The organism is Luteococcus sp. Sow4_B9 (assembly GCF_052116585.1).
Taxonomy (GTDB): domain Bacteria; phylum Actinomycetota; class Actinomycetes; order Propionibacteriales; family Propionibacteriaceae; genus Luteococcus.
Window position 1 is genome coordinate 37,003 of sequence record NZ_JBQKKT010000020.1, and the last position, 15,976, is coordinate 52,978.

At 70.9% G+C, this 15,976-nt stretch carries 14 protein-coding genes; 12 read left to right on the forward strand and 2 right to left on the reverse strand.

Annotated features, from left to right (window positions below; all coding sequences use genetic code 11):
* Positions 1-34 precede the first annotated feature (34 nt).
* The 11 genes from ACTQ49_RS11720 to ACTQ49_RS11770 all read left to right on the forward strand — a co-directional run bounded on the left by ACTQ49_RS11720 (position 35) and on the right by ACTQ49_RS11770 (position 11,758).
* Positions 35-2,491 carry a hypothetical protein gene (locus ACTQ49_RS11720; RefSeq protein WP_441828020.1) on the forward strand — a complete coding sequence of 819 codons (2,457 nt, stop codon included), beginning with the start codon at positions 35-37 and terminating at the stop codon, positions 2,489-2,491.
* A 444-nt stretch (positions 2,492-2,935) separates the two neighbouring features.
* On the forward strand, positions 2,936-3,208 hold the full coding sequence (locus ACTQ49_RS11725; protein WP_441828021.1) for a hypothetical protein: 273 nt from the start codon (positions 2,936-2,938) through the stop codon (positions 3,206-3,208).
* Positions 3,209-3,383: 175 nt separating this feature from the next.
* The gene (locus tag ACTQ49_RS11730; RefSeq protein WP_441828022.1) at positions 3,384-3,824 is read left to right on the forward strand and encodes a hypothetical protein; all 441 of its coding nucleotides are present in this window, start codon (positions 3,384-3,386) and stop codon (positions 3,822-3,824) included.
* A gap of 104 nt (positions 3,825-3,928) precedes the next feature.
* A complete protein-coding gene (locus tag ACTQ49_RS11735; protein WP_441828023.1) occupies positions 3,929-5,023 on the forward strand; it encodes a hypothetical protein in 1,095 nt (364 codons plus the stop codon).
* The gene (locus tag ACTQ49_RS11740) at positions 5,023-5,811 is read left to right on the forward strand and encodes a hypothetical protein (protein ID WP_441828024.1); all 789 of its coding nucleotides are present in this window, start codon (positions 5,023-5,025) and stop codon (positions 5,809-5,811) included. The genes ACTQ49_RS11735 and ACTQ49_RS11740 overlap by 1 nt, the downstream gene beginning before the upstream one ends.
* Positions 5,808-6,980: a hypothetical protein gene (locus ACTQ49_RS11745; RefSeq protein ID WP_441828025.1), complete on the forward strand. Its 1,173-nt coding sequence runs from the start codon at positions 5,808-5,810 to the stop codon at positions 6,978-6,980. Before ACTQ49_RS11740 ends, ACTQ49_RS11745 begins: the two co-directional genes overlap by 4 nt.
* Complete coding sequence (locus ACTQ49_RS11750; protein WP_441828026.1) at positions 6,961-7,440, forward strand: hypothetical protein; 480 nt, start codon at positions 6,961-6,963, stop codon at positions 7,438-7,440. The genes ACTQ49_RS11745 and ACTQ49_RS11750 overlap by 20 nt, the downstream gene beginning before the upstream one ends.
* Positions 7,437-8,042 carry a WhiB family transcriptional regulator gene (locus ACTQ49_RS11755; RefSeq protein ID WP_441828027.1) on the forward strand — a complete coding sequence of 202 codons (606 nt, stop codon included), beginning with the start codon at positions 7,437-7,439 and terminating at the stop codon, positions 8,040-8,042. Before ACTQ49_RS11750 ends, ACTQ49_RS11755 begins: the two co-directional genes overlap by 4 nt.
* 237 nt (positions 8,043-8,279) lie before the next feature.
* Entirely contained in the window at positions 8,280-9,023 is a 744-nt protein-coding gene (locus tag ACTQ49_RS11760; RefSeq protein WP_441828028.1) for a hypothetical protein, read from the forward strand.
* 219 nt (positions 9,024-9,242) lie between these two features.
* A complete protein-coding gene (glmU, locus tag ACTQ49_RS11765) occupies positions 9,243-10,781 on the forward strand; it encodes a bifunctional UDP-N-acetylglucosamine diphosphorylase/glucosamine-1-phosphate N-acetyltransferase GlmU (RefSeq protein ID WP_441828029.1) in 1,539 nt (512 codons plus the stop codon).
* Entirely contained in the window at positions 10,778-11,758 is a 981-nt protein-coding gene (locus tag ACTQ49_RS11770; RefSeq protein WP_441828030.1) for a ribose-phosphate diphosphokinase, read from the forward strand. Before glmU ends, ACTQ49_RS11770 begins: the two co-directional genes overlap by 4 nt.
* A gap of 27 nt (positions 11,759-11,785) precedes the next feature.
* Here ACTQ49_RS11770 and ACTQ49_RS11775 read toward each other — a convergent pair whose 3' ends face one another.
* A complete protein-coding gene (locus tag ACTQ49_RS11775) occupies positions 11,786-13,903 on the reverse strand; it encodes a helicase-associated domain-containing protein (RefSeq protein WP_441828031.1) in 2,118 nt (705 codons plus the stop codon).
* Positions 13,900-15,030, reverse strand: a complete 1,131-nt coding sequence (locus tag ACTQ49_RS11780; RefSeq protein ID WP_441828032.1) for a hypothetical protein — start codon at positions 15,028-15,030, stop codon at positions 13,900-13,902. Before ACTQ49_RS11780 ends, ACTQ49_RS11775 begins: the two co-directional genes overlap by 4 nt.
* Before the next feature lie 113 nt (positions 15,031-15,143).
* On the opposite strand from ACTQ49_RS11780, the gene nagB reads away from it, so the two are divergent.
* On the forward strand, positions 15,144-15,932 hold the full coding sequence (nagB, locus tag ACTQ49_RS11785) for a glucosamine-6-phosphate deaminase (RefSeq protein WP_441828033.1): 789 nt from the start codon (positions 15,144-15,146) through the stop codon (positions 15,930-15,932).
* Positions 15,933-15,976: the final 44 nt, after the last annotated feature.

The window sequence follows — 15,976 nt, forward strand, 5'->3', positions numbered from 1 at the left end:
CCCACGGGAACCCACTGAAATTGTACCGGCCGACGTGGACCCTCTGAGGGTTGCTGACGCCCTGGCATGGTTCACCGAGTTCCTGGGTGAGCTGAAGACGGCCCGGCGCGGCGCGGTCTACCTGGCCACCAGCTCGCCGGCCAAGGGCTGGTGCGAAACAGGACCGGTCCCTGCCGACGCAGCACAAGATGTGCTGGGCAGCCTGGCAGCTTCAGCGGTGCACACCGCTGACGCGGGCCATAACGTGTTCGCCTGCCCCTACGTGCACGACCTGGGCCACCGCCGCAAGGGCCGCGCCCTGGCACGTCGCCACGCCCATGCCGACATCGACGGCCCGTTGGACCTGGGCCGCGCCCATGCCGTCGGGGCCATGGTTGTGGCGTCGGGCTCGCTGGTTGACGGCGACGAGGGCAAGCCGCGGGGGCACGTCTACGTGCGCTTGAGTGAGTCCGTCGCCCCGCACGTGCACGCCGCGCTGTGCGCTGCCCTGGGCCGGTTCGTGGGTGGTGAGTCCTGGGACGCCTCGAAGTGCGCTGACAACGACGTGCTGAGGCCGGCCGGGACGCTCAACTGGAAGACCGGGCAGCCACGGCCGGTGGCCTGGCTGGTGCGCCCCGATGATCCGGCGGTGAGGACCTGGGCGCCTGCGGAGCTGGCGCGCCTGCTGGACCTGCCCTGGCCGATCCCGGCGCCCGAGCCGCCCCGTCCCGAGCGCTCCAGCCAGGCCGCGCCCAAGGCTGCCGGTGGGGCGTCTCCCGCCCATCGCCTTGACGGCCTGGTCCGTCGGGTGGTGACGGCCGATCGGGGCCAGGGGAACGACGCCCTGAACTGGGCCGCTGGCAAGGCTGCTGCCCTGGTGCTGGAGCACTCGGACTTGGACGCCGACGAGATTCGGGAGCGGCTGGTGGCTGCATTTGTCGGACGTCCCACCGCCGAGAGCGCCGCGGCGCGTCGTCGGGAGGCTGAGCAAACCGTGGCGAGCGGGTGGCGCTGGGGCCAGGCCGAACCTGGCGCGGCCCTGGCTGGGGCGGCCTGTGGCGCCGATAGGGGCCAGGGGCAGACGCCGCCTGCTGAGCCGGCTGGGCTGGTGGAGATCATTGACGAGGGGACCGGAGAAGTGACCCTTGCCCCCGTAGTGGCACAGGCTGCCCCTGTGGACGTCGACCTGGAGAACCTGTTCAGCGCCACGCCGACGCTGGAGGCGATCCACCAGGCCGCGCACAGTCGCCTGATGCCGGCACCGATGATGCTGGCCTGTGTGCTGGCCCGGGTCCTGGCCGAGGTGCCCGCCTCGACGATGCTGCCTCCCGTGGTGGGCGGCCGTGCGTCGCTGAACTTGGGCGTGGCCTTGGTGGGACGCTCGGGCGACGGCAAGAGCGCCACGATTGAGGTGTCTCGGGAGTTGATGGGCCTGCCTGCCAAGCACCTGATGATGGAGCGCCAGGTGGGCTCGGGTGAGGGCATGGTCCAGAGCTTCCTGGAGACCAGGAAGGAGAAGGGCAAGCCGGTTGAGAACGTGCTCAGCGACTTCCCGCACCGGCTGTTCATCGTCGACGAGATCGGCACCATGGACGCCCTGAACCGTCGCAGTGGATCAACGCTGTCCAGCACGCTGCGTTCGGCCCTGACAGGCGGCGCGCTGGGCTCGGAGAACGCGGTCCGGGAGCGGATCCGCCGGATCCGCCTCGGCACCTACCGCCTGGTGCTGCTGGCGGGGGTCCAGCCCGCGCTCTCGGACGTGCTGCTCAACGATGCCGACGCGGGCACGCCCCAGCGGTTCCTCTGGGTGCGTGCGACCGACCCGACGCTGCCGGCGTCGGCTGAGGAGGATGTGGACTGGCCCGACGGGCTGCGGGGCTGGCGGCTGCCGGAGCAGCTGCCGGAGTTCATCGACTACCCGGACCAGGTGAAGGCTGAGATCCGCGACTTCCACCGGGAGAAGGCGCGCGGCAACGTGCGCGACGAGTTGCAGGGGCACCTGTACCTGATCCGCCTGAAGGTGGCCGCGGCGCTGGCGCTGCTGCACTACGACGAGGCGATCACTGAACAGTGGTGGCAGCTGGCCGGCGTGCTGGTGGACCACAGCCTCCAGGTCCAGGGCTGGTGCCGTCGTGAGCTGCAGGCCGTGGCCACACGGGAGCAGATGGCCAAGGGCCGCGGGGACGCTGAGCGCGCTCTGGGGGCCAGGGAGCGGGCCGACGAGGCCACGTGGGACGCCGCGGTGGCGATCTGGCGGACGGTGGAGCGGCACGCGCACGCCGGGGCCGGCGACGTCGCGCACGCACCGGATGAGGGCTGCACGGCGCGGTGCGTGACGCGCGCGGTGAAGAACAAGACCGAGTGGCGAGCCGCCAAGGCCGAGGCGCTGGAGCTGGCCATGAATGAGGGCTGGCTGGTGGCCGAGGAGGTGGCGGGTGCTGCTGCCAACCGGGCGAGCACGCGCTACCGCCCGGGGGACACGCGGCCGAGGGAAGGGGGAGGCCGGGGGTGAGTGTGGTTCTGCGGGTCTGCAGAACCGTAGGGGTCAGTTGGTGACCAAAAAATTCCCCTTTTTCACGAATTGAAATTTACGTTATTTGTAAGGATTTCCGGCCGATTTTGGCCAAAAATCCAACATCCCGGAAAGTCGCAGAACCTCAGAACCATAGAACCACTGAGGCCGGGGAGGTCCGAGGCTGAAGGGCTCGAAGGGCCCGAGGCAGGTGCCGAGGGGGTTCCCCAGCCCGATCCTGCCAAGGCCTCCCGCCCGTCCAAACCGCACACGCGCGTGCGGCCGGACCAGACCTGGACTGGACCTGACCTGGACCCCGAGTCCACCCACTGCCTGGCTGACCACCAGGGCAGCACCACCAGTGAGCGACCCCCACAGAGCTGGCGGCCTACCTGGCCGCCTCACCGCCGCTGGCCATGGGCCGGGCACGAAGGAAGAGACACGATGAGCACCACCAAGACGACGACGAACCGCCGCCCGATCGACCCCAGGACTGGCCTGGAATACCCCAAGCGCATCGAAGGCAACGACGAGCAGCGGGCCAGGGTCCGTGCCTGGCGTGAGCAGCACCTGGGCGCCGTAGGCCGCGTCGGGTTCAGCCAGGTCCTGGCTGCCCCATGCGCCCGCCACCAGGCCGAGGCTGGCGCGCCGTGCTTCCGGCCGGACCTGGTGCACCAGGGCGTGTGCGGGCCGCGTATCCGCGCGGTCCTGGGCTGACCCGCACCAGGTGCCCGTCCTGAGCCTGAGTCAGGACGAAAGCACCGCTGACAAGGCCAGGCGTAGCCGCTGGGCACAACGGTGGGCACAACCACCGCCCATGGCCACCCGCACCACCGGGTGCGTGACCGTCACGCACCCGGCACCACACCGCCACCACCGAGAGGCACCAACCATGAGCAACGCACCAAACACAATCACCAAGTACCCCGGGATCTCGGATCCCTACACCCGCCGCCGCATCGCTGAAGCCGAGATGAGGGCCGAGCGTGAGCGCGGCTATGACGCCGCCGCACTGGCCCGGCGCGTCGACGCCCTGGATCTGCCCAAGCCGGCGCCCAAGCCCACCCCGCCCAAGCCCACCCCGACCAAGCCGGAAGATCGCCCTCAGGCGCCCACAAATTCCGGGGGTAGCCAAGTACCCACGCCGGGCGTGGGAGGCGCTCAGAACCGGATCCATGCCCCGGGGATCCAGCGTTCTGGCCCCGCCCGCCGTGCCACGGCACCCGCCCCAGACGGTGACCAGCTCACCCCGGACGACCTGCACGCGCTGGCCAGGTATCTGGAGGGCCAGAACGCGGCCACGCGACCCGCTGGCCGACGCCTGCGGTTCTGACCGCCATGCGCCTGGCCAACCACCAGGCGCCGCCCACCTGGAGCGATCCCCGAGGCACCCGACGCGGCCTACCTGGGCCCGTCCCGCTGAAAGGGAGATCCACCATGACCGAAACCACCACCACCCCCACCGAGACCCTGGCCGAGGCTGAGACCCTGGCCGAGCACCAGGGCGCGCCCGACCCCCGCCACCAGACCGCCACCACCACCAGGCCGACGGCCACCCTGGTGCCCCTGGCCCCCGAGCACCTCGCGTGCCGGAGCTGCGGTCAAGCCGCTGGCACCACGCTGGCCGAGACCGTGCAGCTGCCCGGCACGGTCCTGGCCGATCACTACTACCAGGGCCCGAGCTTGGGCCTGGGTGTCTGCACCCGGTGCGCCGTCCTGGAGGACCGGGCCAGGGACCTGGTGCGCCAGCATCCTGCCGCGTCGGCAGCCTTTGGCCCTGGTGGCGTGCTGCCGCGTGCCCTGGCCGTCGTCGCTGCCCACGAGATCCTGGGGCGCCCGCTGCCCGCCGCGACGATCGACGATGCCGAGTTCTCCACCCTGATCCGGCTGTTCGGCTGGGTCAGTGTCTGGCGCTGGGTCGCTGCGCTGGACCGGGGCAAGATGGGCCAGTGCGCGGCCGAGCCATGGTCCCACGTGCCGGCCAAGGCGCGCTCCACGCTGCGTGAGCGGTTCGCCACCCTGGTGGCCGAGCGCCACGCGGCGACGCTCCCGCCGGAGCGCATCGCCCCGCCCGCCCCGACGGCCGAGGCCGTGCGCCGTGCCGAGATGGGTGGCGCGGTGGGCGCCCACGCCGTGCCTGGTGGCTGCCTGATGTGCGGCCGTGCCGCGCTGGAGCTGGCCGCGCTCCAGGTGCTCCAGGAAGGCGGCGCCCGTGAGGCTGCTGCCAAGCACTGGCACCCGCTGGCGCTGGGCCGCACGGTGGGCCATGTGTGCGATGCCTGCCACCAGGCCGTGCAGCTTGACGGCGCGGTGGGCCCGTCTGCCACGGAGCTGGCCTTGGTCCAGGCCTGTCGGCTGGGCAGCCGCTATCCCGTCGGGGAGGTGGCCCTGGAGGGGATCACCCCCTGGGCCGAGCTGGCAGACCGGGGAGCCGCACCCAACCTGGAGCCCTGGGCCCACCTGGGCAGCCTGGCCGAGCTGACCAGTGCCCTGGCCGACTCCCTGGGCATCATCACGGTGGAGGTGCGCTGATGCCCGGCCGCAAGCACAAGCGCCAGGACCTGCGCACCTGGGATCCCGAGACCGGGCGCCAGCTCACCCGCCGCGACGGATCACCGCTCACCGAGCGCCTGCCCGCCCGCCCCGGCCAGGGCCCGGCGTCCGGCATCCCGGCCAAGGGCCAGGAGCAGTTCCGCACCGGTGAGCCGGAGGACCCGCGCGTCACCACGCACGGCGCCAAGTCACCCACCATCTATGCCGCCCGGGCCGCCACCCTGGCCGAGGGCCTGTTGGCTGAGCGTCCCGACCTGGCCAGGTATCCCGAGGCCGTGCAGGCCTGGGCCACGGCCGAGGCCAGGTGCCAGCTGGTGCGCGAGTACGAAGCCAACGCGGGCGGCCTGTTGGACGGCAACGGTGACCCCCGGAGCTTCGCCGCGCTGGCCACCAGCCTGGAGAAGGCCGCCGCCGCGGCCAGGGACCGCCTGGGCCTGGACCCCGTGGCTGAGGCGAAGCTGGCCCGGGACCGGGCCAGTGCGTCGCTCACGACGGTGAACCTGGCCGAGATGACTGCACATGGACGCGCGATCTTGGAGCAGCGACGCGCCGCGCTGGCAGCCGAGAGCGCGGCCACCACCTCGACGGAAGGGCGCGAGCTGGCGCCTGGCGTGACCCCGCCGACCCCGGCGGCTGAGCGTGACCAGGACCCGCACCAGGTCAATTCCCTGGGCCAGCTCGCTGCCATTGCCGACCACCAGGACCAGGACCAGGCCACCGAGCTGCGCCAGGCCGACGACGCCACCACCGAGGAGGGCCCGCGATGACCACGACGACGAGCACCAGCACCACCAGCCTGGGCGATCCCCTGGCCGTGCTGCTCACCCTGCCTCTGGAGGATGGCACGCCGTGGGGTGACCGCGCCCATGGCTTCCAGCTCGACGACGCTGAGGCGATCCTGGCCCCGTCGGGCCCGCGTCGTCACGCGATCCTGCGTGGCCGTGGCATGTCGAAGACCAGCGATGTGGCGGCGCTGCTGCTGGCCCTGCTGTTGACGGAGGCGCCGCCCCGGGCGCGCATGCTGATCTATGCTGCGGACGCTGACCAGGCGGCGCTCTTCGCTGACGCGCTGGCCGGGTTCGTGCAGCGTGCCCAGCTCGAGGGTCTGGTGGACGTCGGGGCGCGCGTCTTCACCCATCGCCAGACCGGCGCCACGATCACCGTCGAGACCTCCGACGGCGCGTCCGCGTTCGGTGCGCGGCCGTGGTTCCAGGTCATGGATGAGTTCTCCCTGTGGCCCTCGACGGCCAACCATCGCCGCCTGTCCAGCGCGATCCTGTCCGCGGTGGCGAAGGTGCCCGGCGGTCGCCTGGTCATGATCGGCACGGCCGGCGCCCCGGTTGGCCTGGGCCGTGAGCTGTGGGACCTGGCCGAGGCCAGCCCGGAGCACTGGCGAACCGTCGTGCGCCCTGGCCCCTCCCCGTGGTGGACCGCCGAGGACGTCGCCGCCACCAGGGCGAGCCTCACCCCCAGCGAATGGGCCAGGCTGATCGAATGCCGCTGGGCTGAGTCCGACGACGCACTCACCACCGAGGAGGACATCACGGCCGCGATCCGCGCGGGCTCTCGCGTTCTGCCGCCCCGTGCCGGCCTGCAGTACGTGGCCGCCCTGGACGTGGGCACCCGCCGTGACCTCACGGCCCTGGTCATCGGCCACCAGGAGACCACCCCTGCCGGTCGCGTCGTCGTGATCGACCGCGTGACCAGTTGGGACCCGGCCCGCACCGAGGGCGGCCGCGTCGACCTCGACGAGGTGGAGGCCACCGCCTTGGCCCTGTGTCGTGAGTACCACGTCTCGCGTCTGCGGTTCGACCGGATGCAGGCTGAGCAGCTGAGCCAGAACCTGGCCCGCCAGGGCCTGTCCGTCGTCGAGTATGTGTTCTCCAGCGCCGGGGCCAACCGGCTGGCCCCGGTCGGTGTTCAACGCGCTGCGTGACCGGGCCCTGTCCCTCCCGGACGATCCCACCACCCGGGAGCAGTTCGCCACCACGCGCCTGGTGGAGACCGCCCCGGGCGTGGTGAAGCTGTCGAACCCCCTGGGCCACCATGACGACATCGTCACCGCCGTCGGGATGGTGTGCGTTGATCTGGCCGGTACCAGCGGCGCCGGGGGCGGGATCTCGCGCCCGGCTGGGCGTCGGCTGCCTGCCGACCGGACCCGTGCCCTGGCGGCTGGCCTGGCCGCCACCTTGCCGACGACGACGGCCAACGGCCGGCGGGCGGTGGGCCTCTCCAGCACCGGGGCGCCGTCGCCGTGGCTGCTGTCCAAGGCGGCCAAGGCATCGCCCCGGGGTCTGCCGGGTGGTGGGCCCATCGTGGGCGTGCCAGGGGCCCACGACGACCCCCGCCGGGGCCAGGCTCAGGGTCTGGGCCAGGGGTCCGGGGGTCGGGCATGAGCACGGCCCGCGGGAAGGGGCAGCCGCCCCAGCTGGCGCTCCCCACGGAGGCACGCGCGGCCTATCGCTCCCTGGTCCTCACCCTGGGCGATGCGCTCCAGGTCGGGGAGCGGGTGCCGTGCCTGGCTAACCCCGACGGCTGGACCGCCGACGCGCTGGATCCCGCACAGGTGGCCACCGCTGAGCGGCTGTGCGCTGGCTGCCCGGCCCTGGTCCAGTGCGGTGCCTACGCGACGGCCGCGCCGGAACGGTGGGGAGTCTGGGGCGGACGGTGGAGGGGCCCGCGTCGGTCACCTGGACGGCCGCCCAGCGTTGCCGCCAGCCCTGGCCCTGGCGAGGCCTCGACGACGGCGACGCCTACGGAGGCACCGGCGCCGCCGCCCGACCCCTCCCATCCGCTGGCCTCGACGTCCCGGCGCAAGGCATCGCCTGCCCTGGTCCAGTACCTCCAGGTGCTGCGGGACGACGAGGGTCGGACGTTCGGGGAGATGGTCGACGAGCTCCAGACCGCGGGCGTCCCGACGGTGAGCCACAAGGGCCGATGGACCGAAGCCAAGGTGCGGAGCATCCTCAAGTACGCGGCCGAGCGTGGGGCCTCGTGAGCCTGTGCCTGGTCCACCAGCGCGAGGCAGACGCCTGGCTGGACTACCGCCTACGTCCCCCGCTGCGGATCTCGTCGGGTGCCGCCTACGACGAGACCCCAGCGGGTGTGCGCGACGCCCACCGACGGACCTATTGCGAGTGGAAGATTCTGGTCAGGGGCCAGCTGGAGGCAATAGAGATGGCATGTGCACGTGGGGCAGCTTGCCGGGAGAGCCGGGGCGCGGTTCGATGACGTCATGACGAGCGCGACGCCAGGGCGCGGGCCCTTGGTCTTCACCGTGGGCCCGAAAGATGAGCCGTGGAAGCTGGGGCACCAATGGCGCATCTGGGGCCAGAAGGGGGACTTCTACGTCAAGACCCGTTGCCGGTTCGTCGATGAGTTCAAGCTGAGCTTTCACGGACGGAGGGAGGGGCACCCGGGCTGGGGTTTCAAGTTCGACTTGGACGGCGCCACCCGCCAGGCGAGAAGGGACGGCCAGGCCATGGGGGAGGGGGTCAATCTGGACCCCATTTGGTTTGACGGTGAGCGCACGCCCGATGAGCTGGTGCGTCTGCTGCGCATCGCGGTTCCGTTCGACATGTTCACCGAGGGCGCGCCGGTCCCGCCGGCGCACAAGCCCATTGGGCCGGTTGACATGGCGGCCCGGATGCCGCCTCCCCCGAGACCTGGCGTGTTCGCCTGCCTGGACCTGTTCTTGGCGACCCCGGAGGAGTGGGCCGCATCGTCCTGGCGGGTCCGCGCCGAGGCGGACAATGCGGTCCTTGGGCCGATCACGAACGACACTGGCCGCTATCTGGTGGGCATCACCCAAATGCTCACGGAGGAGCGCAACCCACTACCCGAGGTGTTGCGATCGTTCGACGCGAAACCCGGGGAGCTGGCCTCTCGAAGCGTGACGTTTGCCCATGATCCGGCGGGGTTCATCTGGCTGGCCGAGAGGCCGTTGCCCGCCCCGCCGGGCGCCGGTAGGGAGAGCTGAGGCCTGGGCACAACCTTGGGCACAAACGGCGCTCACCGAGAGTGAACGTCACATCACTGGAGTGCACCAGACGACCAATTCCAGGCGGTAGAGTGCATGAGAAACATCCTCAGAACCCTTCCCGGTGGGACTTTGAATCAGGACTAGCGACGTGAGTTCGACTCTCACCCGGGGAGCGGACAGTTCATGTCTGGACGAGCAGTGACTTAAGGAGCCCACGTGAGCACGAACGAGCAGGAGCAGGACGGCGCCCAGCAGGTCTCAGCGGTGGTGGTCCTCGCCGCCGGTGGTGGCACCCGGATGAAGTCGAACAAGTCCAAGTTGCTGCATGAGGTGGCTGGGCGTTCCATGCTGAGCTACGCGGTCAACGCGGCCGAGGAGGTGGAGCCCGAGCACCTCGTGGTGGTCGTGGGCCACAGGCGCGAGCAGGTGTTGGCTCACCTGTCCGAGATTGCCCCGAATGTCATCACGGCCGTCCAGGAGGAGCAGAACGGCACCGGACATGCCGTCCAGTGCGGCCTGCAGGGCCTGGGCGAGCTGCGCGGTGAGATCCTGGTCACCTATGGCGACGTCCCGATGCTCACCGGCGAGACCCTCGTGGAGCTCGTGAAGGAGCACCGCGCGCAGAAGAACCACATCACGGTGCTGACCGCCAATGTGCCCGATCCCTTTGGCTACGGCCGCATCATTCGCGATGACTTCGGCGCCGGCTCCGCCGGACATGGCGACCAGATCGCCCGGATCGTCGAGCAGAAGGACGCCTCCCCCGAGGAGCAGGCCGTCACGGAGATCAACTCGGGCATCTACATCTTCAATGCCGAGACCCTCTACGAGGGCCTCAAGCACCTCAAGACCGACAATGCCCAGGGCGAGCTCTACCTGACCGACGTCATCGGCACCGCCCGCGCCAACCAGGAGCGCGTCGGCGCCCACATGATCGACGACCTGTGGCAGACCGAGGGCGTCAACGACCGCGTGCAGCTGGCCCGGATGAATGCGGAGATGAACCGCCGCATCGTCGAGAAGTGGATGAAGAACGGCGTCACCGTCCAGGACCCCAGCTCCACCTGGATCCACGCCGACGTGGACCTCGCCCAGGACGTGACCCTGCTCGCCGGTACCCACCTGGAGGGCGCCACCAGCGTGGCCACCGGAGCGGTGATCGGTCCCGACACCACGCTGACCAGCGTCGAGGTGGGCGAGGACGCCCAGGTGGTGCGCACCCACGGTTCCTTCAGCGTGATCGGCGCCGGCGCGACGGTGGGTCCCTTCAGCTTCCTGCGACCCGGCACCGAGCTCGGGGCCAAGGGCAAGATCGGCGCCTTCGTGGAGACCAAGAATGCCCAGATCGGCGACGGCTCCAAGGTGCCGCACCTGACCTACTGCGGTGACGCCCGCATCGGTGAGGGAGTCAACGTGGGCGCGGGCACGATCTTCGCCAACTACGACGGCACCAACAAGTCCGTCACCCACCTGGGTGACAATGTCTTCATCGGGTCCAACTCGGTGCTGGTGGCACCCGTCGACATCGCCGACGGTGCCTTCGTGGCGGCCGGCTCGGCCGTCGTGGAGGACGTGCCTGCCGGTGGGCTCGCCGTCGCCCGTGGTCGCCAGGCCGTCAAGGAGGGTTGGGTCAACAACAAGCGCCCCAACTCGAAGGCTGCCCAGTCGGCGTCCAAGTGCCCCGGTGAGGTGCACCCGGACGTCGCCGCCTCGCGGGAAAAGATGGCCAAGGTCAAGCCGGAGGAGTACAAGTGAGTGGCGTCAAGCGCCCCAATGACAAGCACCTGATGCTCTTCTCGGGGCGCGCGCATCCTGCGCTCGCCGACGAGATCGCAGAGCTGATGGGCGTCGACCTGGTTCCCACCCGAGCCATCGACTACGCCAATTCCGAGACCTATGTCCGCTTCGAGGAATCGGTGCGTGGCGCCGACGCCTTCGTGATCCAGAGCCACTGCGCGCCCGTCAATCAGTGGATGATGGAGCAGCTCATCATGGTGGACGCGCTCAAGCGCGCCTCGGCGAAGCGGATCACGGTCGTGGCGCCCTTCTACCCCTATGCCCGTCAGGACAAGAAGCACCTGGGCCGCGAGCCCATCTCCGCCCGCCTGATGGCAGATCTGTACAAGGCCGCGGGTGCCGACCGGATCATGAGCGTCGACCTGCACGCCTCGCAGATCCAGGGCTTCTTCGACGGTCCGGTGGACCACCTGTGGGCCCTGCCCGCCTTGGCCGAGTACGTCCTGGAGAAGTACGACACCTCCGAGATGGTCGTCGTTTCGCCCGACGCTGGGCGGGTCCGGCTGGCCGACATGTGGACCGATCGTCTCGGTTCCCCGCTGGCCATCATCCACAAGCGCCATGACGTGAACGTCGCCAACCAGGTGAAGGTGCACGAGGTGGTTGGCGATGTGCAGGGCAAGGTGTGCCTGCTGGTGGACGACATGATCGACACGGCCGGAACCATCTGCCAGGCCGCCGACGCGCTCATCGAGCACGGGGCCAAGCAGGTCATCGCCGCGACGACCCACCCCGTCCTCAGCGGACCTGCTCGTGAGCGGCTGGAGCAGAGCGCCTTCAGCGAGGTGATCGTCACCAACACGCTGCCGCTGCCCGAGATCTGCAAGGACCTCGAGAAGCTCACCGTGCTGTCGATCGCGCCGCTGATCGCGAAGGCCATCCACGAGGTCTTCGAGGACGGCTCGGTGACCAGCCTCTTCGGAGGACAGGCGTAGGCACCCCACGCCTGTGGGGGGCAGGCGTCAGAGCTTGCGCAGCCCCACCATGCGGCTGACGGGCAGGGTGAACGGGCCCTCCGCCTTCTTCATCAGGCGGGCTGACCCGGCGGCCAGGGCGAGCACCCGGACCTCAGCGGTCCGGGGGCTGCCGTCATTGCCGACATAGTCCAGTTGCCACCAGCCGGGCTTGCCGATGGACTGCTCCAGCTCCTTGAGCAGCACGCCGGAGGCCAGTGCGTGCCGACGGCTCTCGTCGCGGGCCAGCAGCTCCGCCACCACTGCCTCGGCGTCCACCGGTGCTTGCTGGGTGGGGAAGGGGCGCAGGGTGGCCCGCGCCCGTCGCGACGGTGGCGTCGTGAAGCGGGCCCCGCTGGCGTCCTGCGCCACCGGGGCCAGACCCAGGCGACGCAGGAAGTCGACCAGCTCGGCGGGTTCGGCCTCCGAGACCAGCACCGTGGGCGCCAGCCGCCGCAGCCCCAGCGGACGGCCATCGGGATGGGTCATGACCGCATCGAGGATCACCGGATCGTCGACGGTGGCGACGCTTGCCACCGCCGCCACCTGCACCTGGCCGTGCTTGCGCGCCACGTCGTCCACCAGGTAGTCGAGAGCCTGCGGCACCGGGGTGGCGGAGTGCTCGGTGATCCAGATTCGGATCCGCTCGGCACTCCAGCCGGCGTCCAGGCCGCGGCGGATGCCGTCGGCGGTGAACCGGTGCACCCCTGCACCGCCGCTGGACTCGCGGTCTGCCAGCAGGTTCATCACGGCCGAGGCGTCGGCCGTCAGCGGTGCCGGTGTGACGGCGGTGAGGTCGGACTGCAGCAGGAATTCGCTGACGGGTTGGGGGAAACCGGGGTCCTCGACGGCCTCGGTGAGCATGGTGCTGCGGCCCAGGGCCACGAGCCCGAACCAGCCGAACTCCGTGAGGAAGTGCTCGCAGAGGACCGGCAGGTCCAGCTTCGCCCAGCTCGGATGCAGCCAGGTCAATCGTGCGGCCAGGAGTTCGGAGGTCACGGGGGTGCCGGGGCTCGTCGATGCCAGCTGGGCCACGGCCATCCGACGGAGACGGCCAGCCCAGGAGACGGTGTTGCCAGGCGCCAGGGCGGGGGCGGCGGTGTCCACCAAGGAGTCCATGGCCACCCAGGCGTCCCGCAGGGTGGTCCAGCGGTGCCAGCCGTCGGCGGCGAGCCACTCGTCGAAGTGCGTGGTGGGCAGCCAGGCGGTGGCATTGCCCGCGATCAGCCCGGCGCGTTCGGCGGCCAGCAGGATGGTCAGGGTCCGCTCGGTGCCGCCGGCGAGTCTGGCCAGTGCGGCAAGGTCACGTTTGGCCAACGCGCCCGTTGCCAACGGCCGGGGCTGCATCCGGCCCAGTTCGTCGAGGACCACCTCGGCGCTGGCCACGAGTTCGAAAGCGCTGCCCAGGCCGGCCTTGTTGCCGACCCCCGGATCGGATGGGGCGGGCCAGGCGGGAACCACGGGGCTGACCTCGTCGCGGAAGAGCCGGCCGCCCCGCAGCCTGAGCGCCACCTCACGTGGCAGGACGATGGTGTCCGAGTCGACGGGACGCACCAGGCGGTGGAAGAGCAGACGGTCCACGGGGCGCTCGGAGGTGGCCGAGGCGCGACGGTCGGCCTGCGCCACCCGGCCGGTGGGGTTGTCCCACAGCAGGCGTTCCAGCACCTGGCGTCCGTCCTCACCCACTTGGGCCAGGGCGTCGTCGATCTGGGTATCGGTCAGAGGCATGGTGGACTCACCGGCCAGGCCGGCTGGGTGATTTCCGAAGGCGGCGCGGGCGGCCCGGGTCAGGTGCCAGCCGCGGTCGGTGCCCCAGACCAGGGCCCGCTGCGACAGGGCCTCGACGGCGCTGGAGACCGAGCTGCGGTCGGCGGCCATCAGTGCCGCCAGGTGACGGGTGCTGATGCTGTCGGGGGAGGCGGCCAGCGCCAGGGCAACCCGCCGTTGCCAGGCATCGAGGGAATCGAGGGTCAGCTGTGTGGAGGTCTGCCCAGTGGCTCGCTCGACCAGTTCGGACAGGTCGGCGGGCCGTGGCAGTGCCAGATCGGGACGCAACCGCACCAGACGGGCCAGTTGCGCCGCGTCCATCGCGCGGATGACGTCGGCGACGGATCGGGGTGTGTTCACCGGCCCATCCGCTGCCGCAGGTCATGGACTGTCGCGCCGAGCGAGACGGGGATCATCACCGCGCAGGCGATGCGGGCCAGCATGTTGAGCGTCTCCCAGCCGGAACCGCCCAGCACGGAGAACATCCAGAAGATCAGGATGGCCCAGGTCACCAGCGAGTAGAGGGGCTGGGTGATCGCCTGCCCTGCGCGGCTGCGACGGCTGAGCAGGGAGGCGACGAAGAGCATGATGTAGCTGAAGGTGGGCACCAGGGCGCCGAAGGCCAGCACCGCGAGCATGATGCCGCCGGTCTGGCTGAGCACCACCGCGGGAGTGATCTGGGTGGGCACCAGGTTGCGCCCGTCCTGCGGCGCGGGCCCGCCATCCTGCGGCGGGGGCCACTGCATGTGCTGGTGGGGCTGGAGCTGCTGCGGGGCGGGCCACTGGCCGGGCTGCGCGCTGGTGGGAGGCTGCTGCCCCTGGGGTGCCTGGTTCTGGGGTGCCGGGCCGGGAGCGAAGTGTGACGGGTCGAAGGGATTGACCGGGCGCCCCATGGAGGGCTGTGCAGGCTGACCCTGCGGCACAGGCTGAACCTGGGGTGCCTGCGGCACGGGCTGAACCTGGGGCACAGGCTGAACCTGGGGCGCGGGCGGGGCGCCACCAGCGGCCGGCGGCGGCAGCGGGACCGGCGCCCCCGTCGGTGGCGGCAGCTGCTGCAGTGCTTCAGGCGGCAGCGGCGCAGGGGAGCCGCTGGGCGGCGCAGGGGAACTGGGGGGAGGGAAGGCCGGCGCTCCCTGGGGTGGCGGGAAGGCATTGGGCACCTGAGGCGCTGGCGGCTGCACCGCGGGAGCGTCGGCCAACGGCATGCTCGGGTGCCACTCGGCCGCATGCGCCGCGCCCCAGGCGGAGTCCGTCGCGCTCGTGGTGGGGAAGGGCTGCTGGGGGTCGCGTTGCGGGCCGGTGGCCGGGACCAGATCGTCCAGCGCCACCGTGCTGGGCGCCTCATAGGCGGCCGGGGCTCGGGCAGGGCGCCCCTCGGCCAGGTGAGGGGGCTCCTCGGGGGCGGCGAGGCCGGCCGCGCGTGGGGTGACGAAGGCGTCGGGTCGCTGTGTGGGCGCGTACTCCGCTCCGTCCGTCCAGTCAGCCATGCCAGCCAGTCTAGTTGGCCTGCCCGGCAGTCTTCCGAACGCGATCCGGTCTGCCCGTGCCGCCTTCGGTCTGTCGGGTCGGAAAGTTGCCGAGGTGAGCCTAGAGTCGGCCCATGGACGTAATCATTGCCTCTGACGAGCAGGAAGCGGGCCGCATCGCTGCCGCCCACATCGCCCACGCCATCCGCGGCATCGACGAGCCCGTGCTCGGCGTTGCCACCGGCAGCTCCCCGCTGTCGACCTACGAGGATCTGGCCCGTCGCGTCAAGGAGGGCAGCCTGGACTTCTCGAAGGCCCGCGCCTTTGCCCTCGACGAGTACGTCGGCATCCCGGCCGACAACCCGCTGAGCTATGCGGACACCATCCGCACCACCGTCACCGAGCCGCTCGGCTTCGATCCGGCCAATGTCCGCACTCCGGACGGCATGGCCAATGACATCGCAGCCGGCGCCAAGGAGTACGACGAGGCCATTCAGGGCGCTGGGGGCATCGACGTGCAGATCCTCGGCATCGGCAACAACGGCCACATCGGATTCAACGAGCCCGGCAGCTCCTTGGTCAGCCGCACCCGCCAGATCTGCCTGACCCGGGAGACCCGCGAGGCCAATGCCCGCTACTTCAGCGATCCGGCCGATGTGCCCACCCATGCGGTCTCGCAGGGCCTGGGCACCATCATGGAGGCCCGCAAGGTTGTCCTGGTGGCCCTGGGAGAGCAGAAGGCTGCGGCCATTGCCGCCGCCTGTGAGGGGCCGTTGGGGGCGCACTGCCCGGCCACCCTCCTGCAGATGCACCCGAACGCGACGATCATCGTCGACGAGGCAGCGGCCGGCGAGCTGCGTCGCGCCGACTACTTCCGTGACGTGCAGCGTCTGCTGCCCGAATCGCAGCGAATCCCGGACTGATCCACACCCCTTCGGCCCGCGTCGGGCACGCCCGTGCAGTGGTA